Annotated in this window: 14 protein-coding genes; 8 read left to right on the top strand and 6 right to left on the bottom strand. The window is 68.6% G+C overall.

Annotation, left to right across the window (positions count from 1 at the left end):
• The first annotated feature begins 7 nt into the window (after positions 1 to 7).
• Positions 8 to 1,492 carry a sensor histidine kinase gene (locus LC041_RS08370; RefSeq protein ID WP_226532657.1) on the top strand — a complete coding sequence of 495 codons (1,485 nt, stop codon included), beginning with the start codon at positions 8 to 10 and terminating at the stop codon, positions 1,490 to 1,492.
• A 64-nt stretch (positions 1,493 to 1,556) separates the two neighbouring features.
• On the opposite strand, the gene LC041_RS08375 is transcribed toward LC041_RS08370, so the two are convergent.
• Positions 1,557 to 1,805, bottom strand: coding sequence for a WhiB family transcriptional regulator (locus LC041_RS08375; protein ID WP_017203224.1), 249 nt, complete (start codon positions 1,803 to 1,805; stop codon positions 1,557 to 1,559).
• A 228-nt stretch (positions 1,806 to 2,033) separates the two neighbouring features.
• Here LC041_RS08375 and LC041_RS08380 point away from each other — a divergent pair, with 228 nt between their 5' ends.
• Complete coding sequence (locus tag LC041_RS08380; protein ID WP_226532658.1) at positions 2,034 to 2,420, top strand: hypothetical protein; 387 nt, start codon at positions 2,034 to 2,036, stop codon at positions 2,418 to 2,420.
• A gap of 25 nt (positions 2,421 to 2,445) precedes the next feature.
• Here the strand turns inward: LC041_RS08380 and bcp are convergent, their stop codons facing one another.
• Genes bcp through aroA form a run of 3 tightly spaced genes read right to left on the bottom strand, consistent with a single transcriptional unit; the run spans position 2,446 to position 5,318 of the window.
• Positions 2,446 to 2,919 carry a thioredoxin-dependent thiol peroxidase gene (gene bcp / locus LC041_RS08385; protein WP_226532659.1) on the bottom strand — a complete coding sequence of 158 codons (474 nt, stop codon included), beginning with the start codon at positions 2,917 to 2,919 and terminating at the stop codon, positions 2,446 to 2,448.
• Between the two features lie 9 nt (positions 2,920 to 2,928).
• Positions 2,929 to 3,999 carry a ribosome small subunit-dependent GTPase A gene (gene rsgA / locus LC041_RS08390; protein ID WP_226532660.1) on the bottom strand — a complete coding sequence of 357 codons (1,071 nt, stop codon included), beginning with the start codon at positions 3,997 to 3,999 and terminating at the stop codon, positions 2,929 to 2,931.
• Between the two features lie 2 nt (positions 4,000 to 4,001).
• A complete protein-coding gene (gene aroA / locus LC041_RS08395; RefSeq protein WP_226532661.1) occupies positions 4,002 to 5,318 on the bottom strand; it encodes a 3-phosphoshikimate 1-carboxyvinyltransferase in 1,317 nt (438 codons plus the stop codon).
• A 71-nt stretch (positions 5,319 to 5,389) separates the two neighbouring features.
• On the opposite strand from aroA, the gene LC041_RS08400 reads away from it, so the two are divergent.
• Genes LC041_RS08400 through LC041_RS08410 form a run of 3 tightly spaced genes read left to right on the top strand, consistent with a single transcriptional unit; the run spans position 5,390 to position 7,629 of the window.
• Complete coding sequence (locus tag LC041_RS08400) at positions 5,390 to 6,052, top strand: sigma-70 family RNA polymerase sigma factor (RefSeq protein WP_374197661.1); 663 nt, start codon at positions 5,390 to 5,392, stop codon at positions 6,050 to 6,052.
• Positions 6,049 to 6,294 (top strand): zf-HC2 domain-containing protein, encoded by a 246-nt coding sequence (locus LC041_RS08405; protein WP_226532662.1) that lies wholly within the window; start codon positions 6,049 to 6,051, stop codon positions 6,292 to 6,294. The genes LC041_RS08400 and LC041_RS08405 overlap by 4 nt, the downstream gene beginning before the upstream one ends.
• 33 nt (positions 6,295 to 6,327) lie before the next feature.
• Positions 6,328 to 7,629 carry a GNAT family N-acetyltransferase gene (locus tag LC041_RS08410; protein ID WP_226532663.1) on the top strand — a complete coding sequence of 434 codons (1,302 nt, stop codon included), beginning with the start codon at positions 6,328 to 6,330 and terminating at the stop codon, positions 7,627 to 7,629.
• Between the two features lie 102 nt (positions 7,630 to 7,731).
• Here LC041_RS08410 and LC041_RS08415 read toward each other — a convergent pair whose 3' ends face one another.
• Positions 7,732 to 11,418, bottom strand: coding sequence for a multifunctional oxoglutarate decarboxylase/oxoglutarate dehydrogenase thiamine pyrophosphate-binding subunit/dihydrolipoyllysine-residue succinyltransferase subunit (locus LC041_RS08415; protein WP_226532664.1), 3,687 nt, complete (start codon positions 11,416 to 11,418; stop codon positions 7,732 to 7,734).
• A gap of 160 nt (positions 11,419 to 11,578) precedes the next feature.
• Here LC041_RS08415 and LC041_RS08420 point away from each other — a divergent pair, with 160 nt between their 5' ends.
• The 3 genes from LC041_RS08420 to LC041_RS08430 all read left to right on the top strand — a co-directional run bounded on the left by LC041_RS08420 (position 11,579) and on the right by LC041_RS08430 (position 15,518).
• Positions 11,579 to 13,033: a GuaB1 family IMP dehydrogenase-related protein gene (locus LC041_RS08420; protein ID WP_226532665.1), complete on the top strand. Its 1,455-nt coding sequence runs from the start codon at positions 11,579 to 11,581 to the stop codon at positions 13,031 to 13,033.
• A gap of 110 nt (positions 13,034 to 13,143) precedes the next feature.
• A complete protein-coding gene (locus tag LC041_RS08425) occupies positions 13,144 to 14,460 on the top strand; it encodes a hemolysin family protein (protein WP_226532666.1) in 1,317 nt (438 codons plus the stop codon).
• Positions 14,457 to 15,518, top strand: a complete 1,062-nt coding sequence (locus LC041_RS08430; protein ID WP_226532667.1) for a hemolysin family protein — start codon at positions 14,457 to 14,459, stop codon at positions 15,516 to 15,518. The genes LC041_RS08425 and LC041_RS08430 overlap by 4 nt, the downstream gene beginning before the upstream one ends.
• Positions 15,519 to 15,583: 65 nt before the next feature.
• Here LC041_RS08430 and LC041_RS08435 read toward each other — a convergent pair whose 3' ends face one another.
• Positions 15,584 to 16,651 (bottom strand): NADH:flavin oxidoreductase/NADH oxidase, encoded by a 1,068-nt coding sequence (locus LC041_RS08435; protein ID WP_226532668.1) that lies wholly within the window; start codon positions 16,649 to 16,651, stop codon positions 15,584 to 15,586.
• Positions 16,652 to 16,678: the final 27 nt, after the last annotated feature.

Here is a 16,678-nt window from a genome sequence, read left to right on the forward strand (position 1 = left end):
TGGAAGGGTGTCAACCCTCAGCGATCTCGCCCATGCCCAGGGCCTCCTGACCGAAAACGACGTGGAGTGGCTCCATCGACTCGCCGGGGACGGGCAGCTCCTCGCCGATCTCGCATCCGCCGACATCGTCATCTGGATCCAGACCGAGGACGGATCCTTCATCGCGGTCGCGCACGCGCGACCGAGTGGCGCGGCCACGCTGTTCTACCGCGACATCGTCGGGGAGCGTGTGCGTCCGCAGTGGCGCACGCAGGTGCAGGGAGCTTTCGAATCGGCCGAGATCGTGGACTCCTCCTCGCCGGACTGGTTCGAGGAGACGCCGACACGGGTCCGAGCCGTACCGATCGTGCCCGAACGCCGGGACGCCGACGCAGCACCCGTCGCGATCGGCGTGGTCACCAGACACACCAACCTGGGCGAGTTGCGGACACCGTCGCGCCAGCAGATCACCTTCGACGAATGCGCGAACGACCTGTTCCGGATGATCGCGGACGGGAGCTTTCCCGACCTCGCCGCACCGACCTCGCCGCGACGAGGCGCCCCTCGCGCGTCGGACGGGCTGATTCGCATCGACGTGGACGGGATCAGCACGTTCGCGAGTCCGAACGCTCTGTCAGCCTTCAACCGGATGGGGTTCGACGATGAGCTCGAGGGGGAGTCCCTCGCCGAGGTCACCACGCGACTGGTGCCGCCTTCGCGGCAGGTCGACGAGTCGCTCCCGGTCGTCGTCACCGGTCGCGCTCCATGGCGGACCGACATCGAGGCGCGGGGCGTCACGGTGTCGTTGCGGGCGATCCCGCTGAAGGATCACGGCACGCGCATCGGGGCCATCGTGCTGTGCCGCGACGTCTCTGAGCTGCGTCACCAGGAACAGGAACTCATCACCAAGGATGCGACGATCCGCGAGATCCATCACCGGGTGAAGAACAACCTGCAGACGGTCGCCTCGCTGCTGCGGATCCAGGCCCGCCGCACGCACTCCGACGAGGCCAGGGACGCCCTCACGCAGGCCATGCGCCGTGTCGACGCCATCGCGGTGGTGCACGACACGCTCGCGCAGGGGCTGACCCAGAAGGTCGACTTCGACGAGGTCTTCCACCGGGTACTCAAGCTCGTGGCCGAGGTGGCATCGGCGCCGAGCACGCGTGCCCGCACACAGTCGACCGGGCGCTTCGGTGTGCTTCCGAGCGAGTATGCGACGCCTCTCGCGCTCGCGCTCACCGAGGTCGTGACCAACGCGGTCGAGCATGGACTGGCTGGACAAGAGGGCATCGTGACCATCGACGCCAAGCGTACGCAGGAGAACCTCCGCGTGACCGTCCGCGATACGGGATCCGGCCTGCCCGAAGGCCGGATCGGCCAGGGGCTCGGGACTCAGATCATCCGAACGCTCATCCAGGGTGAACTCGGTGGCACGATCGAGTGGCGGGGGAGCGACGGCGAGGGCACCGAGGTGGTCATCGACATCCCGCTCCGCTGGCTCGACCGCTGAAGGCGGACGCTCTCGGAACACACGAAAGCGGCCCGAGAGTCGATCTCGGGCCGCTTCCGGAAGTTCAGGAGGCGCGGCGGGCGCGAGCAGCGCGGCGCTTCAGAGCACGGCGCTCGTCTTCGGAGAGGCCGCCCCAGACGCCAGAGTCCTGGCTGGTCTCGAGAGCGTACTGCAGGCAGATCTCGGTGACCGTACAGGTGGCGCAGACGGTCTTCGCCTTCTCGATCTGGTCGACGGCCGGGCCCGTGTTCCCCACGGGGAAGAAGAGTTCGGGGTCGACAGTCAGGCAGGCGGCCTTATCGCGCCAGTCCATGGGGGCTCCTCGGTGTGGATTTCAAGAGATGTCGCGGTGCGATTTCTCGGATTCGGGTAGCTGTTCGGGTTCGGCTACCCTGTTGAGATGCGGCGGAATGCCGCGAATTGTGATGCGAGCGTGAACGCCCGCCCCACGCCGCTGTGGGAGCACATGACTTTCTCTATTCTGTTACATGAATACCCTGAAATCAAGGGTTTTCTCCTCATCCGATCCTTGGGAGACACTGTGCGCGCACCCGGAATCGCCCTCGCTGCCACAGGGGTCCTCGCTCTCGAAGCGGTGGCGCTCGTGGTGTTCGCGATCATCGAGCTCGCGGGGCTCGGCGCGGGCGATGCGTCGTCGCTGCCGACTGCCATCGCCCTCATCGTGCTCACGCTGATCGGCGCTGCCGCACTCGGAGCGTTCGCGCTCGGCACACGGGCGGGCAAGTCCTGGGCGCGGTCCGGGGGCGTGGTGTTCCAGGTCCTCGCCGTGGCGCTCGCCCTGGCGTCCCTCACTGTTCACCCGGTGTCCTGGACGTTCACTCTCGGCGTCGGACTCCCGGCGCTGCTCGGATTCGTCCTGCTCATCATGAGCGCGCGACGAGAAGGCGAGCACCGCGTACCGGAGTGAGTTCCGTGCGGTTCCCGGTGCGGGGTCAGGCGTCGATGCCGAGCTGCTTGCGCAGGCGCGCCACGTGGCCCGTCGCCTTGACGTTGTAGAGGGCGATGTCGATCTTGCCGTCTTCGTCGAGGACGAATGTGGAACGGATCACTCCTTCGACGACCTTGCCGTAGTTCATCTTCTCGCCCCACGCCCCGTAGGCGACATGAACGGAGTGGTCGGGGTCGCTGAGGAGCGGGAAGGTGAGGGCGTCCCGCTCGCGGAACTTCGCCAAGGTCGCGGGATCGTCGCGGGAGATGCCGACGACCTGGTAGCCGGCACCCTGGAGTGAGGAGATGCTGTCGCGGAAGTCGCACGCTTGGGTGGTGCATCCGGGCGTCATCGCTGCCGGATAGAAGTACAGTACGGTCTTCTCGCCGCGCAGGTCCGCCAGGCGGACGAGGCTCCCGTCCTGGTCGAGGAGGGAGAAGTCGGGGGCTGCGGTACCGGGTTCCAGGCGCTGGGTCACCCCTCCAGCCTACCGGCCGGGGGCCTGCTCCGCCTTGTCCGCGAAGGTCTGCAGCAGTCGTTGAAGAGAGTCGAGGCGTGCGCGTCCGGTCTCGCTCAGCTCCCCACGGTCGGCGGCTTCGATGAGCGCGCAGTCGGGGGCGTCCGCCAGGTGGGTGCACCCGCGCGGGCAATCCTGAGCGATCTCGGCGAGTTCGGTGAAGGCCGCAAGGATGTTCGTCGGATCCACGTGGCCGAGCCCGAAGGAGCGGACCCCGGGGGTGTCGATCACCCAGCCGGTGCCTTCGGCACCCTGGTAGCGGAGAGACACCGTGGACGACGACGTGTGTCGGCCCCGTCCGGTGACCTGGTTCACATGCCCCGTGGCGCGGCCCGCCGTCGGGACGAGTGCGTTGACGAGCGTGGACTTGCCGACGCCGGAGTGCCCGACGAAGACGGTCGAGTGGTCGATCAGCGCGGCGCCGATCTCGTCGACCGGCATCTCGTTCTGGGCGCTCGTGAACACCCGCAGGTCGAGGCCGTCGAAATGCGTGAGGAACTCCGTCGGATCCGCGATGTCCGTCTTCGTCACGACCAGGAGAGGGCGGATCCCGGCATCGAGCGCCGCGACGAGATACCGGTCGACCAGACGCGCACGTGGCTCGGGGTCCGCCGCAGCCACGACGACGAGCATCTGGTCGGCGTTCGCGACGATCACCCGCTCCACCTGGTCCGTGTCGTCGGCGCTGCGCCGGAGCAGGGACGTGCGCTCGACGATGCCGACGATGCGTGCGAGCGTGCCCTCGTCGCCGGAGGTGTCACCGACGACACGTGCCTGATCGCCCGTGACGATCGGCATGCGCCGCAGCTCCCGGGCTCTGGTCGTGGTGATCATCCGCTCGTCGGGGGTGCCTTCGCCGACGAGGACGGAGTATCGCCCGCGATCGACACCGAGCACCCTGCCGATCTCGGCGTCCTCGTGGGCAGGACGACGCTTGGTCCTGGGGCGGTTGGCCTTCGGATTGGGGCGGGTCCGGATGGAGCTCTCGTCGTAGTCCTCGAAGTCGTCGTCGAGGTCGTCCGTGTCGTCGAGCCAGCTCACCGTCAGCCTCGCAGCATCCGCTCCCAGAGCATCGTGAACTCCGGGAGGGTCTTGGCGGTCGTGCCGATGTCGTCGATCACGACGCCGGGAACGCGCAGCCCGATGAGCGCACCGGTCGTGGCCATGCGGTGGTCGTGATGCGCCGCCCACTCTCCTCCGTGCAGCGGGCGCGGGATGATCCGCAGCCCATCCGGGAGTTCCTCGGCCTCCCCGCCGAGCGCGCGGAGGTTGCCGATCAACGCGGCGATCCGATCCGTCTCGTGGAGGCGGATGTGGCCGATGCCGCGGATCGTGGTGGGAGTCTCGGCGAAGGCGGCGAGGCCGACCAGCGTCGGGGTGAGTTCGCTCGCTGCGGAGAGGTCGAGATCGAGGCCGCGGATGCTCGATCCTGCTCGCACCGTGAGGGTGCCGCCGTGGCGGCCGACGTGGGCTCCGAAGGCCTGCAGGATGTCGGGCAGCATAGCGCCGGGTTGCGTGGAGTGCGCCGGCCACCCGGTGACGGCCACCGAACCGCCGGTGACGAGGGCTGCGGCGAGGAACGGCGCCGCGTTGGAGAGATCGGGTTCGATCGCGAGCTCCTTGGCGCGCGGCACGCCTGCCTCGACGAGCCACTCACCGACGGCGGGGCGCTCGATGCGGATGCCGCGGCGGCTCAGCGCCTCGATGGTCATGTCGATGTGGGGAAGGCTCGGCAGGTGCTCGCCGGTGTGGACGAGGTGCAGTCCGACATCGAATCGGGGCGCGGCGAGCAGGAGACCGGAGACGAACTGGCTCGATGCCGAGGCGTCGACTTCCACGCGACCGCCGCGGATGCGGCCATGTCCGCGAATGGTGAAGGGGAGTGCCCAGGTTCCTTCGTCGTCGATGTCGACGCCCAGGTCGCGGAGGGCGCTGATGAGTCCGCCCATCGGCCGGTGCAGCGCAGTCTCGTGGGCGGTGAGATGCACGTCATGCTCGGCGAGGCCCGCGAGCGGAGCGATGAAGCGCATCACGGTTCCGGCTTGGCCGCAGTCGATCGTCGTGCCGCCGCTGAGCTTCGCCGGCGTGACGACGAGGTCGGGCCCGAACTCGTGGCCTGCGTCCACCTCCTCGATGCCGACGCCGAGTGCGCGAAGGGCATCGACCATACGGGCCGAGTCGTCGGAGTGCAGCGGAGCGATCAGCCGCCCGGGACCGTCGGCGATCGCGGCGATCATCAGCTCGCGGTTCGTCAGCGACTTCGAGCCGGGGATCGTGAGCTCAGCATGCACGGGCACATCGGTGGTGGGCGCAGGAAAGGCACCCTGCACGCGGATGGGGGAATACCTGTTGGCGCTCATCGGTTCTCACCTTAGTAAACGCAGGAAGCTTCGGCGCGACAGACGCGGGCTCCTGAGACGAAGGAGAGAGAATGCCGGCGACGTTGGAGCGCGAGGTGATCGACCTCGGCGGCCTAGACTGGCCGGTGATGGATGACACCGCAACCGCAGACACCGTCGGCGACCCTCGGCGCGAGTTCGAGGAGCAGGCGATCCCGTTCATGGATCAGCTCTATGCCGCCGCGATGCGCATGACGCGCAACCCGGCAGACGCCGCAGACCTCGTGCAGGAGACGTTCGTGAAGGCGTACGGCTCCTGGTCGACGTTCTCGCAGGGGACGAACCTCAAGGCCTGGCTGTACCGCATCCTCACCAACACGTACATCAACATCTATCGCAAACGGCAGCGCGAGCCCTTCCAGGGCACGATCGACGAGCTCGAGGACTGGCAGCTGGGCGGAGCCGAATCGACGACCGCGTCGCACAGCCGTTCTGCGGAGGCGGAGGCGATCGACCGGATGCCGGCCTCGGTCGTCAAAGACGCGCTTCAGGCGGTACCGGAGGACTTCCGCCTCGCGGTATACCTCGCCGACGTCGAGGGCTTCGCGTATCAGGAGATCGCGGACATCATGAAGACGCCCATCGGCACCGTGATGAGCCGCCTGCACCGTGGCAGGCGGATGCTGCGGGAGCTGTTGGCAGATTACGCCGTCGAGCGGGGCATCGCCGCGGCTGACACGAGGAGCAAGGGATGAGCGACTGCGGCTGCGAGAAAGCGCGTCAGGATCTGGAGGAGTACCTTCGCAACGAGGTGTGCAAGACCGAGCACACCGAGATTCGCGAGCATCTCGAGAACTGCCCCTCTTGTCGTGACGAGGCGCTCGTGGCGACGACCCTCACCGAGGTCATCGCCCGCGCGTGCAAGGAGACGGCTCCGGAGGAGCTGCGCGATCAGGTGTTCGCGCGTCTGCGTGAGGCTCAGGCCGCGCAGCACTGACGGCACGTCCGACCGCCTCGGTAGTGTGGACGGATGAGTTCCATCGATGCGCGCGACGTGACCGCAGACCCCACTTCGACCGAACGTCTGGCGACCTCCGGGCTCGAGTACCGCGTCGTCGATCTGTCGGACGACAGCCGTTCGGCGGCATTCCAACGCGCGGTTGACCGCGGATTCCTCGCGGCCGAGCCGGCACGCGACATGATCGGGCAGGTCACCAAGACTTTCGCGTCACGACGAAACATGGGCGTCTTCGAGCCGAACGCGGTGGATACGACCCTTCCGGTGGCCACCACGAACGCGTGGATCACCCCTCTCACGGTCCCCGGAGGCGGTGAGGTCGACATGTGGGCGATCAGCGCGGTCACCGTCGCGGCGACGCATCGGCGCCGTGGCATCGCGCGGGCTCTGCTGGAGGGCGAGCTGCGCGCCGCGGCATCGGCCGGCGTGCCCGTGGCAGGCCTCACGGTCTCCGAGGCGACGATCTACGGGCGCTACGGTTTCGGCTCCGCGATCCCGGTGGCACGGCTCACCGTGAGCACCCGCCGGGCCGGATGGGGTGGTGCGACGCCACCCGGACGCCTCGAGTACGTCGACCGCGAGACGCTGGCCGCCGACCTCGGAACCGTGCACGAGCGTGCGCGCCGCCACGTCCCCGGGCAGATCCCCGGCTGGCAGGGCCGATGGGAAGGGTACTCGGGAGTCGCGCCGACACCGGATCGGGACCAGGCCAGGGGAGTGCGCTATCTCGACGAGGACGGTGCGCTCCGCGGTGTGCTGGCCTACACCGTGAGCGAGGCCAGCGGTACCTTCCGCTTCCGGATGGACGTGCGTCTGCTCGTCGCCGAGACGTCCGACGCACGGACCGCGCTCTGGCGTTTCGTGTTGCAGCACGACCTGGTCGACGAGGTCGTCGCCGACCTTCGACCCGTGGATGACCCGCTGCCCTGGCTCGTCGCCGATCCGCGCGGCGTGAAGCAGGAGGTTCATGACCACGGCTGGCTGCGCATCCTCGACCTCCCGACCGCTCTCACAGCCAGGCGCTATGCGGCGCCGCTCGACACGGTCCTGAGGGTCGCGGATCCCCTGGGATTCACTGCCGGGGACTGGCGGTTGCGCGTGGACGAGACCGGCGTCGCGACCGTCGAGGAGGCCCGCGGAGACTCCGCCGACATCGAACTCGACGTCTCCTCGTTGTCTTCGCTCTACGCCGGTGGGTTCCGGGCTTCGTCGCTGCACGCCGCCGGCCGTCTCGACGGCGATCCTGCCGCCGTCGCCGCCTTCGACAAGGCGCTCGTCTCGTTCCCGTCGCCCTCGCTCGACATCTGGTACTGACCGGAGCCGGATCGCTCCGCAGGGGACGGGCAAGCGGTCCGGCTGAGGAGAAAGAGAACGGGCGCCGCGACTCCGGTCGCGGCGCCCGTTCTCTTCTACGGATCAGTCGAGTGTGACGGCGGCGTGGATCAATTCCGCCTGCTCGGCCGCGTGCACCTTCGACGAGCCCGTCGCCGGCGATGCGGAAGCGGGACGCGATATGGGACGGAACGACCGGTCGCCCGGGACGTCTGCGAAGGCGAGAGCGAGGAACGGCCAGGCGCCCTGGTTCTCCGGCTCCTCCTGGACCCAGACCAGCTCGGCGTCGGGGTAGGAATCGGTGATCGTCTTGAGCTCGTCGATCGGGGTCGGGTACAGCTGCTCGAGCCGGACGAGGGCGACCTCGGGGTTCGGGTTCTTCTCGAGCTCGGCGCGCAGATCCCAGTGCACCTTGCCCGAGTGCACGAGCACGCGCTTGACGGCGGTGCGGTCGAGACCGCGGTCGTCGTCGATGACCGGCTCGAACCGGCCCTGGGTGAACGCCTCGACCGGGCTCGTCGCGCCGCGCAGACGCAACATCGCCTTCGGCGTGAAGACGATCAGCGGCTTGCGCGGACGGGCATAAGCCTGGCGGCGCAGCAGGTGGAAGTACGACGCGGGGGTCGACGGGCGCGACACGATCATGTTGTCCTGTGCGCACAGCTGCAGGAAACGCTCGATACGCGCGGAGGAGTGGTCGGGCCCCTGGCCCTCATACCCGTGGGGGAGCAGCAGGGTCACGCTGGACTGCTGGCCCCACTTCTGCTCCGCCGCCGAGATGTACTCGTCGATGACCGACTGCGCTCCGTTCACGAAGTCGCCGAACTGGGCTTCCCACAGGACGAGGGCTTCGGGCGCCTCCACCGAGTAGCCGTACTCGAAGCCGAGTGCCGCGTACTCGCTGAGCAGCGAGTCGTAGACGAAGAAGCGCCCTTGGGCGTCGGACAGGTTCGACAGCGGCAGCCACTCCTGGCCGTTCGCGCGGTCATGAAGGGTGGCATGGCGCTGCACGAAGGTGCCGCGACGCGCATCCTGGCCCGCGAGTCGCACCGGAGTGCCCTCCACGAGCAGCGACCCGAATGCCAGCAGCTCGCCGAAGCCCCAGTCGATGCCTCCGTTGCGGCTCATGTCGAGACGCTTCTCCAGCAGCTGCTGGATCTTCGGGTGCACCGTGAAGCCGCCGGGCTTGTTCACGAACGCGTCACCGATCAGCTGGATGACCTCGGTCGGTACACCCGTCACGTCGGGCGCTCCCACCGTGTCATCCACGGGCGGTGCATCCGGGGTCACGGGCAGGGCGCCGGTCTCGGCGGCGTGCGTCTCAGCGAAGGCGATCTCCAGGCGGTTCTGGAAGTCGGCCTTGGCCTCGTCGTACTCCTGCTCGGTGATGTCGCCGCGGCCGACGAGCGACTCTGTGTACAGGCGGCGCACCGAGCGTTTGGCCTGGATCAGGTCGGTCATGAGCGGCTGCGTCATCGAGGGGTCGTCACCCTCGTTGTGCCCACGTCGGCGGTAGCACACGAGGTCGATCACGACGTCGCGGTGGAAACGCTCTCGATACTCGAACGCGAGCTGGGCGACGTGGATGACGGCCTCGGGGTCGTCGCCGTTCACGTGGAACACCGGCGCCTGGATCGTCTTGGCCACATCCGTCGAGTAGATCGAGGTGCGACCGTCGTTCGGCGTGGTGGTGAAGCCGACCTGGTTGTTCACGACCACATGGATCGTGCCGCCCGTGCGGTAGCCGCGCAACTGCGACATCTGCAGCGTCTCGACGACCACGCCCTGCCCGGCGAAGGCGGCGTCACCGTGCACGAGGATCGGCAGCCAGGCGAAGGTGCCGATCGGCTTGCGGTCCTGCTTGGCGCGGACGATGCCCTCCAAGACTCCGTCGACGGTCTCGAGGTGCGACGGGTTGGCGGCGAGGTAGACCGGGAGCTCGGACTGGTCATCGGCGACGAAGGTGCCCTCGGTGCCGAGATGGTACTTGACATCGCCGGAGCCGCGCTGGTTGCCGGGGGTCTGCGTGCCTTCGAACTCACGGAACACCTGACCGTACGTCTTGCCGGCGATGTTCGTGAGCACGTTGAGGCGGCCGCGGTGGGCCATGCCGATGGCCGCGCCCTCGAGCCCGGCGGTGGCTGCGCCCTGGAGGATCTCGTCGAGGAGCGGGATCAGAGACTCGCCGCCCTCGAGGGAGAAGCGCTTCTGCCCCACGAACTTTGTCTGCAAGAAGGTCTCGAACGCCTCGGCCTCGTTGAGCTTGCGGAGAACCCGGAGCTGCTCGTCGTGGCCGGGCTTCTGGTACTTGACCTCGACCTTCTCCTGGAACCAGCGGCGCTGCTCCGGATCCTGGATGTGCATGTACTCGATGCCGAGCGTGCGGCAGTAGGAGTCCCGAAGCACACCGAGGATGTCGCGGAGCTTCGCGACGCGGCGGCCGCCGAATCCGCCGGTGACGAACTCGCGGTCCAGATCCCAGAACGTGAGGCCGTGGCTCTCGATCTCGAGGTCGGGGTGCGAGCGCTGCACGTATTCGAGCGGGTCGATGTCGGCCATCAGGTGACCGCGCACGCGGAACGAGTTGATCAGTTCCTGCACGCGGGACTGCTTGTCGACGCGCTCGGCGAGGTCCACCGCGATGTCGGGGTTCCAGCGGATCGGCGCGTACGGGATGCGCAGCGCGGCGAAGATGTCGTCGTAGAAGCCGCGCTGGCCGATGAGCAGCTCGTGCACCTTCTTGAGGAACTCGCCGGATCCGGCACCCTGGATGACGCGGTGGTCGTAGGTGCTGGTGAGCGTGATGGTCTTGCCGATCGCGAGCTCGTTGAGGGTCTTCTCGCTGGCGCCCTGGAACTCGGCCGGGTACTCGAGGGCACCGGCGCCGATGATGCACCCCTGACCCTTCATCAGACGCGGGACCGAGTGCACGGTGCCGATGCCGCCGGGGTTGGTGAGCGAGACCGTGGTGCCCTGGAAGTCACCGGCCGTCAGCTTGTTCCCGCGGGCGCGCGTGACCAGGTCTTCGTAGGCGGAGAGGTATTCGGTGAACGACATGGTGTCGGCACGCTTGATGCTGGGCACCATGAGAGCGCGTGTGCCGTCGGGCTTGGGCAGGTCGATCGCGATGCCGAGGTTGACGTGCGCAGGGGCGACCACGGAGGGCTTGCCGTCGACCTCCGCGTAGAACACGTTCTGGCTGCGGAACTCGTCGAGCGTCCGGATCAGGGCCCAGCCGATGAGGTGGGTGAAGCTGATCTTGCCGCCACGGGTGCGCGACATGTGGTTGTTGATGACGATGCGGTTGTCGATCATCAGCTTCGCGGGCACGGTGCGCACGCTGGTCGCGGTCGGGACGGTCAGGGACTCGTCCATGTTCGCTGCCAAGGTCTTCGGCAGGCCGCGCAGAGGAGTGACCTTGTCCTCCTCGACGACGTCCGTGGTGTCCTTCGCCTCGGGCTTCGGCGCGGGCTTGGGTGCCTGGGCGGGGATCGGCGCCGTCGCGGCAGGCTTGGCCGTCGTGCGTGCCACGGGCTGCGAGCCGATCACCGGGATCGGGGCGGTGACGGGATGCGCTTGCGGAGCAGGCGTGCCGGTGTTCGTGGCGGGGGCTGCGGACGTCGCGTCGGAGTGGTACTTCTCCAGGATCGGCCACCACTCCTTGTCGACGGAGTCGCGGTCCACCTTGAACTGCTCGTAGAGCTCTTCAACGAGCCAGGAATTGGCTCCGAACCCCCCGTCGCCGTTGACGCCGGTCACCTGGTTCGACACGCTCGATCGCCCTCTTTCATCGCTGAAGCTCTCTGGTGCGGACGTGGTCGCAGGATGCGTTCGGGCCCGCACGCTCTCGACCAACAAGCCTAACGTGTTTCGCCCGGGGATTCGTCGAAGCCGTGCGCCCGTGGCGAGGCGATCTGGGTACCGTGGAGACATGGAATTCTCAGGAGCGCAACCGGCTGTCGATCTGACCTATTCAGACGTGTTCCTCGTGCCACGCCGATCGGCCGTGAGCAGCCGCCTTCAGGTCGACCTCGCGCCCCTCGACGGCACTCCGGCGACCCTGCCGATCGTCGCCGCCAACATGAACTCCGTGACGGGTCCGCGCATCGCGGCGGTCCTCGCCCGCCGCGGCGCCCTCGGCGTCCTGCCGCAGGACCTCCCGCTGCAGGACCTCGACACCGCGATCCGCGAGGTCAAAGCGCAGCCCGTCCTCTGGGACACCCCGATCGTGCTTCCGCCGGAGGCGTCGGTCGCCGATGCGCTCCGACTCCTTCCCGCGACGAGTGGGCATGGCATCGTCGTGGCCCGCGGCGACGCGCCGATCGAGGTCGGACGCATCCTCGGGATCCTCCCCGCGGTCAGGCTCGCCACCGCGCTGCCGGATGCGCAACTCGGCGATCTCGTCCACCGCGGAACGCCGTCGATCGATGCCGATGACATCGGCTCCGAGCGGCACGCGTTCGACGTCATCACCGACGCCGGGGTCGAGATGGTCACGGTGGTCCACCACGGCCACCTCGTGGGCACGCTGAGCGCACGCAGCGCGTTGCGGTCCACTCTCTACCGGCCGGCGCTCGATACGGAGGGTCGCCTGGCGGTCGCCGCGGCCGTCGGCATCAACGGCGACGTCGCGGCCAAGGCGAAGGCGCTTGCCGGAGCAGGTGTCGATGTGCTCGTCGTGGACACGGCGCACGGACACCAGGAAGGAATGCTGCAGGCTCTGCGTGCGGTCGCCGATCTCGACCTGGGGCTCCCGATCGTCGCAGGCAACATCGTCACGGCCGACGGCGTCGCCGACCTGGTCGACGCAGGCGCCTCGATCCTCAAGGTCGGGGTCGGCCCAGGAGCCATGTGCACGACCCGCATGATGACGGCGGTCGGCCGACCGCAGTTCTCCGCGGTCCTCGAGACCGCGCAGGCCGCGCGGGAGCTCGGCGCACACGTCTGGGCGGACGGCGGGGTGCGCTACCCCCGTGACGTGGCCCTCGCGCTCGCCGCCGGCGCGGCCTCCGTCATGGTCGGCTCCTGGTTCGCGGGAACCATCGAGGCTCCGGGCGAGCTGCAGCACGAGGGCGACGGGCGTCTCTTCAAGGAGTCCTGGGGCATGGCGTCGACCAAGGCGGTGCAAGCGCGGTTCGGCCGGCTCGACGCGTATGAGCGTGCGCGCAAGGAACTCTTCGCCGAGGGCATCTCTTCGTCGAAGATCTACCTCGACCCGCTGCGGCCCGGCGTGGAGGACCTGCTGGACATGATCACGTCCGGCGTGCGGTCGTCGTTCACCTACGCGGGGGCGTCGAGCGTGCCGGAGTTCCACGACCGCGCGCTCGTCGGCCTCCAGTCGGCCGCGGGATACGAAGAGGGCAAGGCGCTGCCGGTCAGCTGGTGACTACGCGCGCACGCCGCCGTCTTCGGTACAATCGTCTCCATAATGGACGACCCTCCCAGTTGTAGAACATCGCCCCACTGTCCGCCTCTCTCACCGGAGAGGAACCTCTGATGGACTACATCATGTTGGGCGTGGGGCTCCTGCTCACGGTCGGCACCGGCCTCTTCGTCGCGAGCGAGTTCGCGCTGGTGAATCTCGACCGCGCCGACCTCGAAGCGCGACAGGCCCGGGGCGAGTCCCGGCTCTCGCTCACGATCAGCGCCCTCAAGCACACCTCGACCCATCTGTCCGCGGCCCAGCTCGGCATCACGCTGACGACGCTGCTCACCGGATACACGATGGAGCCGGCGCTGTCGAACCTCCTCCGGCCGACGCTCCTGGCCTGGAGCATCCCGGAAGCGGCTGTGTCTCCCATCGCGACGGTCGTGGCGATGTTCGTCGCCACCGTGCTCTCGATGATCCTCGGCGAACTTGTGCCGAAGAACTTCGCGCTCGCGCTGCCCCTTGCCACCGCGAAGCTCGTGGTCCCGTTCCAGATCGCCTTCACCACGGTCTTCAAGCCGGCGGTGGTAGTGCTCAACGGCAGTGCCAACGGCGTGCTGCGCAGCATGGGGATCGAGCCGAAGGAGGAGCTCTCCGGTGCCCGGAGCGCGGAGGAGCTCTCCTCGCTGGTCCGGCGCTCCGCGAGTGCGGGCATGCTCGAGGCCGACACGGCCACGCTCCTCGACCGCACCCTGACGTTCTCCCGGCTCACGGCGGCGGATGTGATGACCGCCCGCCCGAGCATGCACGCGATCGCCGCGGGCGACTCCACCGATGATGTCATCCAGCTCGCGCGTCGCACCGGGCACAGTCGATTCCCGGTCTATGACGACGATCTCGACGACATCATGGGCGTCGTGCACCTGAAGGCAGCGATCTCCGTGCCGCGCGAGCGTCGAGCAGAGGTGCCCGTCGGCGCCCTGGCGACCGAGCCCCTCCGCGTTCCGGAGACGGTCCATGTCGACGCGTTGATCTCGGAACTCCGTGCGCGCGGCTACCAGCTGGCCGTCGTCGTCGACGAGTACGGCGGAACGGCGGGGCTCGTGACGCTCGAGGACCTCGTCGAGGAGCTGGTGGGAGAGGTCGCCGATGAGCACGACCGCACACGGGCCGGCGTGATCCGCAACCGTGAGGGCATCACCTTCCCCGGAGAGCTGCGGCCCGACGAGCTGCGCAGCCGCGCCGGAGTCGATGTACCGGAGGGCGATGTCTACGACACCGTCGGCGGGTACGTGATGAGCGTGCTCGAGCGCGTGCCATCGGTCGGCGACGAGGTGCCGCTCGAGAGCGGCACGCTCCGGGTCGTGCGCATGGACGGTCGACGCGTCGACCGCGTCCGCTACGTGCCGAATCCGCTCGGCGAGGGAGAGGAGGCCACCCGATGAGCGATTGGGGAGGACTCGCCTGGCTCGTCGTGCTTCTGATCGCGAACGCCTTCTTCGTCGGCGGCGAGTTCGCGGTGATCTCCGCGCGGAGGTCGCAGATCGAGCCCCGTGCCGATCAGGGATCGCGCGCGGCCAAGACGGCGCTGTACGCGATGGAGCACGCGACACTGATGCTCGCGACCTCGCAGCTCGGCATCACCATCTGCTCGCTGCTCATCCTGAACGTCTCCGAGCCCGCGATCCACCATCTGCTGGCTGTACCGCTGCATGCGCTCGGCTGGCCGGATGGCGCTGTCGACGCGGTGTCGTTCGCGATCGCTCTGGTGATCGTGTCGTTCCTGCACGTGGTGTTCGGAGAGATGGTGCCGAAGAACCTCGCGTTCTCGGTGCCGGACCGTGCCGTGCTCATCCTCGCCCCGCCCCTCGTGTGGGTGTCGAAGGTGTTCATGCCGGTGATCTGGGTGCTCAACGCGACGGCCAACGGCGTGCTGCGGCTGTTCCGGGTGGAGCCGAAGAGCGAGGCGGCGTCGACCTTCACGCTCGACGAGGTCGCCACCATCGTCAGCCAGTCTCGGCGCGAGGGACTGCTGATGGACACTGCGGGGACGGTGGCTGCCGCAGTGGAGTTCACCGACAAGAAGGCCAGGGACGTCGCCGTGCCCCTGAGCGACCTCGTGACGCTTCCGCAGTCGACCACGCCGGACGACATCGAGAAGGCGGTCGCGCGCTACGGGTTCTCGCGCTACGTGATCGTCGATGAGCAGTCCGTACCGATCGGCTACGTGCACTTGAAGGACATCCTCCGGGCATCCGAGGGGCCCGACGCCGAGGTGAAGATGATCGAACCGGTTCCGGCGAAGCGCATCCACCACATGGTGCCGGTCCAGGAGGACACGGATCTCGAGGACGCCCTCGCCGTGATGCGCCGCGCCGGGCGTCACCTGGCGAAGGTACGGGACGCGCGGGGGAACACCACGGCGGTGCTGTTCCTGGAGGACATCCTCGAAGAACTCGTCGGAGAGGTGCAGGACGCGACTCGCCGCTTCCGCGGACGCTGAGGCCGCCCCCGCGGACGAAGGCCGCCCGCTCCTGAGGAGCGGGCGGCCTCCGCGGTTCCGGCCGGTCAACGCCAGCGTGCGCGTTCGTACTGCGGGGGCCACGGGACGTCGGCGCCGAGCTCATGTGCGGCGCGGAGGGCGAAGTGCGGGTCGCGCAGCCACTCGCGTCCGGCGAAGATCGCATCCGCCGCGCCGTCGGCGAGCACCTGTTCCGCTTGCGCCGACGCGGTGATCAGCCCGACCGCCGACACCGGGATACGGCCACTCTGGCGGACGGTCGCGGCGAGGGGGACCTGGTACCCGGGGAACACGTCGATCCGCTGATGGGCCACGAGACCCCCGCTCGAGACGTCTATCAAGTCGGCGCCGCGCTGCGTCGCCCAGCCGGCGACGGTGGAGGCCTCGTCGGGGGTGAATCCGCCCTCGGCATGGTCGGTAGCCGAGATCCGCACGAACACCGGCACTTCGGAACCCGCCGTCTCGCGCACGGTCTCCACGACGCGCAGCAGGAGCCGCGCGCGGTTCTCGAGCGAGCCGCCGTACTCGTCGTCGCGCCGGTTCGAGAGGGGGGACAGGAACTGGTGCAGCAGGTAGCCGTGCGCGCCGTGGATCTCCAGAACGTCGAAGCCCGCCTCGAGAGCGCGTCGCGTGGCTGCGGCGAACGCCTCCACCACGTGCTCGATGCCTGCGGCGTCGAGGGCGACCGGCGAGTCGAAGCCGTCGAAGGCGATCGCCGACGGCGCTGTCGTCGTCCACCCTCCCTCGGCGGATGGCACCGAGCCACGCTCAGGCGCCCACGGCCACCAGGTCGACGCCTTCCGGCCCGCGTGGGCGAGTTGGATGCCGGCGGCCGCGCCGCGGTCGTGGATCGCGTGCACGACCGGCGCCCACGCGTCGCGCTGCTCGTCGTTCCAGAGGCCCGCGTCGCGCGGCGAGATACGGCCCTCCGGCACCACAGCGGTCGCTTCGGCGACGACCAGTCCGGCGCCGCCAGAAGCGAACTGCGCGAGGTGCGTGTGGTGCCACTCCTGTGCGCGGCCTTCGACGGCGCTGTACATGCACATCGGCGAGACCCAGAGGCGATTGCGGAACGTGACGGAACGGATGCTCAGCGGGGAGAAGAGAAGGCTCACCGTTCGACGCTACCCCGATCACGCGGT

It is taken from the genome of Microbacterium paraoxydans (genome assembly GCF_020524545.1).
Classification (GTDB): Bacteria; Actinomycetota; Actinomycetes; order Actinomycetales; family Microbacteriaceae; genus Microbacterium; species Microbacterium paraoxydans_C.